10 protein-coding genes are annotated in these 8289 nt (G+C 75.1%); 5 read left to right on the top strand and 5 right to left on the bottom strand.

Annotated elements, in window-relative coordinates; all coding sequences use genetic code 11:
- Positions 1-39 precede the first annotated feature (39 nt).
- Entirely contained in the window at positions 40-1062 is a 1023-nt protein-coding gene (locus EF903_RS24085) for an ADP-ribosylglycohydrolase family protein (protein ID WP_125546471.1), read from the top strand.
- Positions 1063-1065: 3 nt separating this feature from the next.
- Here EF903_RS24085 and EF903_RS24080 read toward each other — a convergent pair whose 3' ends face one another.
- The 3 genes from EF903_RS24080 to EF903_RS24070 all read right to left on the bottom strand — a co-directional run bounded on the left by EF903_RS24080 (position 1066) and on the right by EF903_RS24070 (position 2745).
- Positions 1066-1791 (bottom strand): DNA polymerase beta superfamily protein, encoded by a 726-nt coding sequence (locus EF903_RS24080; RefSeq protein ID WP_125546469.1) that lies wholly within the window; start codon positions 1789-1791, stop codon positions 1066-1068.
- Positions 1792-1860: 69 nt separating this feature from the next.
- Positions 1861-2319, bottom strand: a complete 459-nt coding sequence (locus tag EF903_RS24075; RefSeq protein ID WP_125546467.1) for a Rieske (2Fe-2S) protein — start codon at positions 2317-2319, stop codon at positions 1861-1863.
- Between the two features lie 84 nt (positions 2320-2403).
- Positions 2404-2745 carry a DUF952 domain-containing protein gene (locus EF903_RS24070; RefSeq protein WP_125546465.1) on the bottom strand — a complete coding sequence of 114 codons (342 nt, stop codon included), beginning with the start codon at positions 2743-2745 and terminating at the stop codon, positions 2404-2406.
- A gap of 223 nt (positions 2746-2968) precedes the next feature.
- Here EF903_RS24070 and EF903_RS24065 point away from each other — a divergent pair, with 223 nt between their 5' ends.
- From EF903_RS24065 to der, 4 genes are all read left to right on the top strand, one after another.
- Entirely contained in the window at positions 2969-4057 is a 1089-nt protein-coding gene (locus EF903_RS24065) for a prephenate dehydrogenase (protein WP_125546463.1), read from the top strand.
- Positions 4058-4203: 146 nt separating this feature from the next.
- The gene (gene cmk / locus EF903_RS24060) at positions 4204-4902 is read left to right on the top strand and encodes a (d)CMP kinase (protein ID WP_125546461.1); all 699 of its coding nucleotides are present in this window, start codon (positions 4204-4206) and stop codon (positions 4900-4902) included.
- Positions 4899-5546, top strand: coding sequence for a 1-acyl-sn-glycerol-3-phosphate acyltransferase (locus tag EF903_RS24055; RefSeq protein WP_125546459.1), 648 nt, complete (start codon positions 4899-4901; stop codon positions 5544-5546). The genes cmk and EF903_RS24055 overlap by 4 nt, the downstream gene beginning before the upstream one ends.
- Positions 5547-5656: 110 nt before the next feature.
- A complete protein-coding gene (gene der, locus EF903_RS24050) occupies positions 5657-7117 on the top strand; it encodes a ribosome biogenesis GTPase Der (RefSeq protein ID WP_125546457.1) in 1461 nt (486 codons plus the stop codon).
- Positions 7118-7130: 13 nt separating this feature from the next.
- Here der and EF903_RS34305 read toward each other — a convergent pair whose 3' ends face one another.
- On the bottom strand, positions 7131-7526 hold the full coding sequence (locus EF903_RS34305; RefSeq protein WP_185902790.1) for a hypothetical protein: 396 nt from the start codon (positions 7524-7526) through the stop codon (positions 7131-7133).
- Positions 7527-7735: 209 nt separating this feature from the next.
- A partial coding sequence (locus EF903_RS24045) for a hypothetical protein (RefSeq protein ID WP_260615845.1) occupies positions 7736-8289 on the bottom strand: 554 nt, incomplete at its 5' end.

Raw genomic sequence — 8289 nt, 5'->3', positions numbered from 1 at the left:
GCTCCGCCCCACGCCCACCCCGGAAGGAACCCCGAAGACATGACGACGACGGCGACGAAGCGCGCGGCGGCCGGCTCCCTGTTCGGCCTGGCCCTCGGCGACGCCCTGGGCTTCCCCACCGAGTTCAACGACGTCCCGGCGATCCTCGCGAAGACCGGGCCCTGGCGGCAGATGCGGCTGCCGCGCCCGGCGATCGTCACGGACGACACCCAGATGACCCTCGCGCTCGCCCGCGGCATGCGCACCGCGGCCGACCGCGGCCCGCTGACCCCGGAGGGCCTCACCGGGCCCGTACGCGAGGAGTTCACGGCCTGGTACCGCTCACCGGAGAACAACCGCGCCCCCGGCAACACCTGCCTGCAGGCGTGCAGCCTCCTCACCGACCCCGGACGGGACTGGCGCGACGCGAGCCAGACCGGCTCCAAGGGCTGCGGCGCGAACATGCGCGTGGCCCCGATAGGCCTCGTCCCCGGCTGGACGGAGGAGGAGCGGGCCGGCGCCGCCCAGCTCCAGTCCGCCCTCACCCACGGCCACCCCACCGCCCTCGCCGCCTCGGACCTGACGGCCCGCGCGGTGTGGCTGCTCGCCCAGGGGGCCGAGGTCACCGGGCTGGTCGGGCTGCTGCGCTCGTACGCCCTGGACAACCGCACCCGCTACCACGAGCGCTGGCTCGGCGACCTCTGGATGCGGACGGCCTGCGACGCGAGCCCGCGGTCCTTCATCGCCCGCGGCTGGGACGACTGCCTGGCCGCCCTGGACCGGCTGGCGGCGGCCCTGAAGACCCCGTCCCCGGAGACGGACCCCTGCCTGACCACCGGCGAGGGCTGGATCGCGGAGGAAGCCCTCGCCACGGCCCTCCAGTGCTTCCTGCTCTTCCCCGACGAGCCGCTGACGGCCCTGCGCCGCGCCGCCTGCACGTCCGGCGACTCGGACTCCCTGGCCTGCCTCGCCGGCGCCTTCGCAGGCGCCCACCTGGGCGCTGCCGCCTGGCCGGACGACTGGACGACGCGCATCGAGTACCGCGAGGAACTCGACGCCTTCGCCGCCCTCTGGAGCGCCTGAACCCTACGCCGTCACGGCGCCCGCGCGGCGGACACGGCCGAGGAAGGACTCGACCGCCGCCAGGTCCGGGGCCTCCGGAAGGGGAGAGCGGGCGAGGGCCGCGTCCGATTCGGCCGACAGCCGGGAGGCCCAGGCGTCGATCTCCGACCAGGACAGCCCGCCCCGCTTCACCGCCAGCAGGCGGTCGCGGTAGGGGGTCGCGTCGATGTCCAGGCGGCCCGTGCGGAGCATGTCGCGGCAGGACAGCAGCAGCCGCAGCAGGTGCATCGCGTGCTTCCAGCGCGGGGCGCCGTGGAGCCGTACATCGGCCAGGAGTTTGCCGTGCTGGGCCTTCGCGTAGCGGGTGAACGAGGTGTGCACCCGGCGCGAGAGGAACGCCCCGCGCAGCGCGAGGAGTTCCTCTCCCACCGGGGTCAGCCGCTCGACCAGCGGCGAGTGCAGGCACTCCAGAATGTTCGGGTTGCTGCGCAGCGCCAGTTCGCAGAAGCGCTCCAGCTCCCAGGAGAACTCCTCCTCCCGGGGGCCCTCCACGTGCGTCGGCGGTTTCTCGAAGCGCCAGAACAGCTGGGTCGGGGCCACGTAGACGCCCCGCCGGTCGATGTCGCTCGACCCGGTCGCCAGGCCGAACGCCCGCGAGCCCATGACGCACGCGTAGACCGTGTGGTCGCGCACCAGGGCGTGGTCGGCGGACGCGGCGGTCGCGCCTGAGGCAGTGGTCTGTCCGGTCATGCCCGGAGGGTAGGCGCGCAGGCGGGCGCCGGTCGACGGGATTTGCGCCGCACCGCCCCCGCCGGCGCACTACGCCAGGGACACCTGGTCGCCCGAGACCGTGATCTTCGCCTCCGGGAGGGGGCGGGTCGCCGGGCCCTTCGCGACCGCGCCGTCCGCGACGGCGAACCGGCTGCCGTGGCAGGGGCAGTCGATGGTGCCGGCCGCCACCTTGTTCACCAGGCAGCCCTGGTGCGTGCACACCGCCGAGAAGCACTTGAACGTCCCCGCCGTCGGCTGCGTCACGACCAGCTTCCGGTCCTTCAGCACCGTGCCGCCGCCCACCGGCACCTCGGAGGTCTTCAGCAGCGCCGTCCCGGCGCCCTCGCTCGGAGCCGCCGCCTGCGGGCCGGACGTGCCGGGCGCCGCGCTCTCCGGGATCGGGGAGGGCTCCTCCTCCCCGCCGCAGCCGGCCAGCGCGCCGCCGGCCAGGGCGGCGGCCCCCGCCGCCAGGACGGTGCGTCGGTTGGTGGGCACGGGATCGCTCATGGGCTCCTCCTCGTCTGGGCCGGGACCGGCGAAGAGCATCCTGGCGCGCACGGGGCCCCGGGTGGTGCTCCGCCGCGCCGCCGCTCAGGCCCCCGGCTCCCATGGGGCGAGCTCCGGTGCGGCACCCGGCCCAAGGACGACCTCCCAGACCCGGACCACCGCCGCCCGGTCCAGCGGCCCGTGGACGTGCGGGTAGCGGCCGCCCGATTCACCCTCCCGGCGGACTTCCGAGGTCAGCGCGCGCTCGTCGAGTTCGACGGCCAGCACCGGGCCCTCCACCTCCCGGAAGTACCGGTCGGCGATCTCCAGGGCGGTGGGGCGGTCGGCCGAGCAGTGCACGAAGCCCTCCGCCTCCAGCGAGGCGGGGGCGTACGGGAGCTCGGGCGCGGCGGACCAGTCGGGGAGCGGGACGATGTGGAAGATCATGCCGACGTTCTACCCCAGCCGCCGCCGCCCCGCCGCGGACCGGCCGCCGAGTGGCAGGCCCCCGCCCGCGGGGGTGCCATGGTCCGGAGGCGGCCCCGGGGACCCGGCGGCTTCCGGCGGCGCCGCAGTTCCCCGGACGGGCCGCCGGGTCCCCGGCGCCCCCGCGCTGGCTACCCTGGCCCGGAGTGACCCGCCGCCACACCACGCAACCCTGGAGCGCCCCGTGAGAACCGCCGTCGTCATCGGAACCGGCCTGATCGGAACCTCGGCGGCCCTCGCCCTCGCCGCCCGCGGGGTCCGCGTCCACCTCGCCGACCACGACCCCGACACGGCCCGCACGGCCGCCTCCCTCGGCGCCGGCACCGACGAGCCGCCCGTGGGGAAGGTCGACCTCGCGATCGTCGCCGTACCGCCCGCCCACGTCGCCGCGACCCTGGCCGACGCGATCGGGCGCGGCATGGCCCGCGCGTACGTGGACGTCGCCAGCGTCAAGGGCGGCCCGCGCCGGGAACTCGCCGCGCTCGGCGCGGACACCACCGCGTACATCGGCACCCACCCCATGGCCGGCAAGGAGCGGTCCGGGCCCCTCGCCGCCACCGCCGACCTCTTCGAGGGCCGCCCCTGGGTGCTCACGCCCACCCGGGAGACCGACCACGAGGTGCTCAACCTCGCCCTGGAGCTCGTCGCGCTGTGCAACGCCGTCCCGGTCGTCATGGACGCCGACGCCCACGACCGGGCGGTCGCGCTCGTCTCGCACACCCCGCAGCTCGTGTCGAGCATGGTCGCCGCCCGCCTGGAGGAGGCCGACGAGACCGCCGTGCGGCTCTGCGGCCAGGGCATCCGCGACGTCACCCGCATCGCCGCCTCCGACCCCCGCATGTGGGTGGAGATCCTCTCCGCCAACCCCGGCCCCGTCGCCGAGGTCCTCGCCGGCATCGCCGCCGACCTCCGGGCCACCGTCGACGCCCTGCACGCCCTGGAGTCCGCCGACGTGGACGAGCGGCGCGGCGGCGCCGGCGGCATCGAGGACGTGCTGCGCCGCGGCAACGCCGGCCGCGAGCGGGTCCCCGGCAAGCACGGAGCCGCCCCGATGGCGTACGAGACCGTCGCCGTCCTGATCAGCGACCAGCCGGGCGAGCTCGCCCGGATCTTCGCCGACGCAGGCCGGGCCGGGGTCAACATCGAGGACGTGCGGATCGAGCACGCCACCGGCCAGCAGGCGGGCCTCGTGCAGCTCATGGTCGACCCGAGCGCCGCCGCCGCCCTCACCGCGGAGCTGCGCGACCGCGGCTGGGCCCTGCGCCGCCCCTGACCGCCGTCCGCCGCCGGGGCCGCGGCCGCCCCCGGCGGCCCCCGGGGCGGCTCCCGGGCAGCGCCCGTTCCGGGGCCCGGTAACCTTGGAGAGGGGCGCTTTGGCGCGCCCTGACACGCACGCGCAACCAGGAAGGTGCCCGCACCGTGGAAACCGCAGCTCCGTCCGCCGTGATCGTCGCCATCGACGGTCCCTCCGGCACGGGCAAGTCCAGCACCTCCAAGGCCGTGGCCGCCAAGCTCGGGCTGCGCTACCTGGACACCGGTGCCCAGTACCGGGCCATCACCTGGTGGATGATCACCAACGGGATCGACACCGACGACGCGGACGCCGTCGCCCTGGCCGCCGGCAAGCCGGCGATCGTCTCCGGGACCGACCCGGCCGCCCCGACGATCACCGTCGACGGCGTGGACGCCTCCGGCCCGATCCGCACCTGCGAGGTCACCTCCAAGGTCAGTGCGGTCAGCGCCGTCCCCGAGGTCCGCGCGTTGATCACCGACCTGCAGCGCAGCATCGCCGCCGGGGCCGAGGGAGGCATCGTCGTCGAGGGCCGCGACATCGGCACCACCGTCCTGCCCGACGCCGACCTGAAGGTCTTCCTCACCGCCTCGCCCGAGGCCCGCGCCGCCCGCCGCAGCGGCGAGCTCCGCGGCAAGGAGGCCGCCGACGTCGCGGCCACCAGGGAAGCCCTGATCAAGCGGGACGCCGCCGACTCCGGCCGCAAGACGTCGCCGCTGGCCAAGGCCGGCGACGCCGTCGAGGTCGACACCACCGAGCTGACCCTGGAGCAGGTCATCGAGTGCGTGGTGACCCTCGTCGAGGAGAAGAGGGCGGGCCGCAAGTGACCCGGACGCCCTCCCCGAAGGGTGCGGCGGTCGGCCGGCGGATCGGCATCGGGCTCATGTACGGGCTGTGGAAGCCGCGCGTACTGGGGGCCTGGCGCGTGCCCGCCTCCGGTCCCGTCATCCTCGCCGTGAACCACGCCCACAACATCGACGGGCCCATGGTCATGGGCACCGCGCCGCGGCCGCTGCACTTCCTCGTCAAGAAGGAGGCGTACGTCGGCCCGCTCGGGACCTTCCTCGAGGGCATCGGCCAGGTCCCCGTCGACCGCGCGGGAACCGACCGCACCGCCATCACCAAGGCCCTCTCCGTGCTCGACAACGGCGGCGCGCTCGGCATCTTCCCCGAGGGCACCCGCGGCGAGGGCGACTTCGCGTCGCTGCGCGCGGGGCTCGCGTACTTCGCCGTCCGCAGCGGGGCTCCGGTCGTCCCGGTGGCCGTCCTCGGCAGCACCGACCGCCGGGGCCGGCTGATACGCGGCCTGCCCCCGTTCAAGAGCCGGGTCGACATCGTCTTCGGCTCCCCCTTCGACGCGGGCGACGGCACCGGCCGACGCACCCGCACCGCCCTGGACGAGGCCACCGTGCGCATCCAGAGCAGACTCACGGCCCACCTCGCGGACGCCAGGCGCCTGACCGGGCGCTGAGCGCCGGGCGCCCCGGCCGGCGCTGAGCGAGACTTGACCCAGTAGTGGCGCCCGGCGCGGAACCCCGCGCGGCCGCCACCGACCACCACGAACGACGAGGAACGGACTTCATGAACGACCAGCACGACCACGGAGCGCTCGGCGACGCCGAGTACGCGGAGTTCATGGAGCTCGCCGCGGAGGAAGGCTTCGACCTCGAAGAGGTCGAGGGCGCGATCGAGGAGGCGGGCCACGGCCCACTGCCCGTCCTCGCCGTCGTCGGCCGGCCCAACGTCGGCAAGTCGACCCTGGTGAACCGCATCATCGGCCGCCGCGAGGCCGTCGTCGAGGACAAGCCGGGCGTCACCCGCGACCGCGTCACCTACGAGGCCGAGTGGGCGGGCCGCCGCTTCAAGGTCGTCGACACCGGCGGCTGGGAGCAGGACGTCCTCGGCATCGACGCCTCGGTCGCCGCGCAGGCCGAGTACGCCATCGAGACCGCCGACGCCGTCGTCTTCGTCGTCGACTCCAAGGTCGGCGCCACCGACAGCGACGAGGCAGTCGTCAAGCTGCTGCGCCGCGCCGGCAAGCCCGTCGTGCTCTGCGCCAACAAGGTCGACGGCCAGAGCGGCGAGGCCGACGCGGCGATGCTGTGGTCCCTCGGCCTGGGCATGCCCTACCCGGTGTCCTCACTGCACGGCCGCGGCACCGGCGACCTCCTCGACGCCGTCCTGGAGGCGCTGCCGGAGGCCCCGGCGCAGTCCTTCGGCGGCGGGCAGATCGGCGGGCCTCGCCGCATCGCGCTCATCGGCCGCCCCAACGTCGGCAAGTCCTCCCTGCTGAACAAGGTCGCCCGGGAGGAGCGGGTCGTCGTCAACGAGCTGGCCGGCACCACCCGCGACCCGGTCGACGAGCTCATCGAACTCGGCGGCGTCACCTGGAAGTTCGTCGACACCGCCGGCATCCGCAAGCGCGTCCACCTCCAGCAGGGCGCGGACTACTACGCCTCGCTGCGCACGGCCGCCGCCGTCGAGAAGGCGGAGGTCGCGGTCATCCTGATCGACGCGACCGAGAACATCAGCGTCCAGGACCAGCGCATCATCACCATGGCGGTCGACGCGGGCCGCGCCGTCGTCATCGCCTACAACAAGTGGGACGATCTCGACGAGGAGCGCCGCTACTACCTCGAGCGCGAGATCGAGACCGAGATGCAGCAGGTCGCCTGGGCGCCCCGCGTCAACGTCTCGGCGAAGACCGGCCGCCACATGGAGAAGCTGGTCCCGGCGATCGAGACCGCGCTGGCCGGCTGGGAGACCCGCGTACCGACGGGCCGGCTGAACGCCTTCCTCGGCGAGCTCGTCGCCGCGCACCCGCACCCGATCCGCGGAGGCAAGCAGCCCCGCATCCTGTTCGGCACCCAGGCGGGCAGCAAGCCGCCGCGGTTCGTCCTGTTCGCCTCCGGCTTCCTGGAGCACGGCTACCGCCGGTTCATCGAGCGCCGCCTGCGCGAGGAGTTCGGCTTCGAGGGCACCCCGATCCACATCTCGGTGCGGGTGCGGGAGAAGCGCGGCGGCCAGCACAAGAAGAAGTAGCGCCGCCGGGGGGTCAGTAGCCCCGGCGCGGAGCGGGCGGCAGGGCCGCCGGGATGTGCTGCATCCCGGTCTGGTGCTGCCGCCCGCCGGCGTACGCGGTGGAGCCGGCGGCCGCGGAGCCGCCTGCGTACGCGTACGAGGGCTGCGGCGCGGCCGGGGCCGGCGCGGGTGCGTACGGGGGCTGCCACGGCTCCGGCTGCCACCCGGAGCCGCTCCAGGAGGCCCCGTAGGCGGCGGTGCCGGTCGTGTAGGAGCCGCCGTAGGAGAACCCCGTGAAGGCCAGGTCCTCCTCGCCCGTGCGGTCGCCGGGCAGCGCCCGGAAGGCCCGCAGGTACTCCGCGCACAGCGTGTCGTAGATGGGGGTGTGCGAGGCGGCCGGAGCGCCGTCCCGGTCCTGTACGGGGCGCATCCGGGAGATGCTGCTGGTAGGGGCAGAGGCGCGGGAGGGGTCGTATGAATGCACGTATCAGCCAACGACCCCGGGGCCCTGCGGATGCGGGCGGCCGGGCAGGAAACGCAGATCGCCGGGGGTGTGCGGTCCGCCCGCACACCCCCGGCGACATGCGCCGTCCCGCCCCCTCGTGAGGGGCGCGACGGTCGCTCCGGGCCCGCTTCCCGTCAGGCGCCCGGGGTGCCCGCCAGCGGCATCGAGGCGGCCACCAGCTTGCCGGCCGCGGCGGCCTTGTCGAGGGCGTCCCGCAGGAGGTCCTCCCGCGGCTGCTGGCCGATGGAGCCGACGGGGGCCGCGTAGACGAGGACGCGCTGGGACTTGTTGACGGCGGCTCGCCAGCCCTCGGTGACCGACAGGGCCTGGTGCGCCTGCCACCAGGCGACGGGGCCGGAGCCGTCGGCGCCGGGCTGGAGCACGGCGTGCAGCTGGCCCGCGGCGAGCAGCACCGACCAGCCCGCCAGCGGGGTGGGCAGCTCGGCGGTGTCGGTGACCGGGATGAAGCCCTGCTCGATGAGGAGCGGCAGGAAGTCGTCGCCCGGGCCGGTGGTGCCCGGGCGGGCGATCGGCGCGGTCGGCTCGACCACGAGGGCCGGGTGCAGTTCGCCGCCGATCAGGACGAGGCCGCTGGTGATGCCGAGGACGGCCTGGCCGCCGGGGACGCTCTGCGGGGCGGCGCCGCCCCGCAGAGCGTCCCCGGCGGCCAGGCCGTCCTCGGCATCAC

The organism is Streptomyces sp. WAC05292, from assembly GCF_003949955.1.
GTDB classification, from domain to species: Bacteria; Actinomycetota; Actinomycetes; order Streptomycetales; family Streptomycetaceae; genus Streptomyces; species Streptomyces globosus.
This window is presented reverse-complemented; position numbering and strand designations above follow the sequence as displayed.

Bases quoted from the DNA above. Each gene is read 5' to 3' on its own strand.
- EF903_RS34305 (WP_185902790.1), bottom strand. From the start codon at position 7,526: ATGCGCCCCGTACAGGACCGGGACGGCGCTCCGGCCGCCTCGCACACC.
- EF903_RS24070 (WP_125546465.1), bottom strand. From the start codon at position 2,745: ATGATCTTCCACATCGTCCCGCTCCCCGACTGGTCCGCCGCGCCCGAG.
- EF903_RS24075 (WP_125546467.1), bottom strand. From the start codon at position 2,319: ATGAGCGATCCCGTGCCCACCAACCGACGCACCGTCCTGGCGGCGGGG.
- EF903_RS24085 (WP_125546471.1), top strand. From the start codon at position 40: ATGACGACGACGGCGACGAAGCGCGCGGCGGCCGGCTCCCTGTTCGGC.
- EF903_RS24080 (WP_125546469.1), bottom strand. From the start codon at position 1,791: ATGACCGGACAGACCACTGCCTCAGGCGCGACCGCCGCGTCCGCCGAC.
- der (WP_125546457.1), top strand. From the start codon at position 5,657: ATGAACGACCAGCACGACCACGGAGCGCTCGGCGACGCCGAGTACGCG.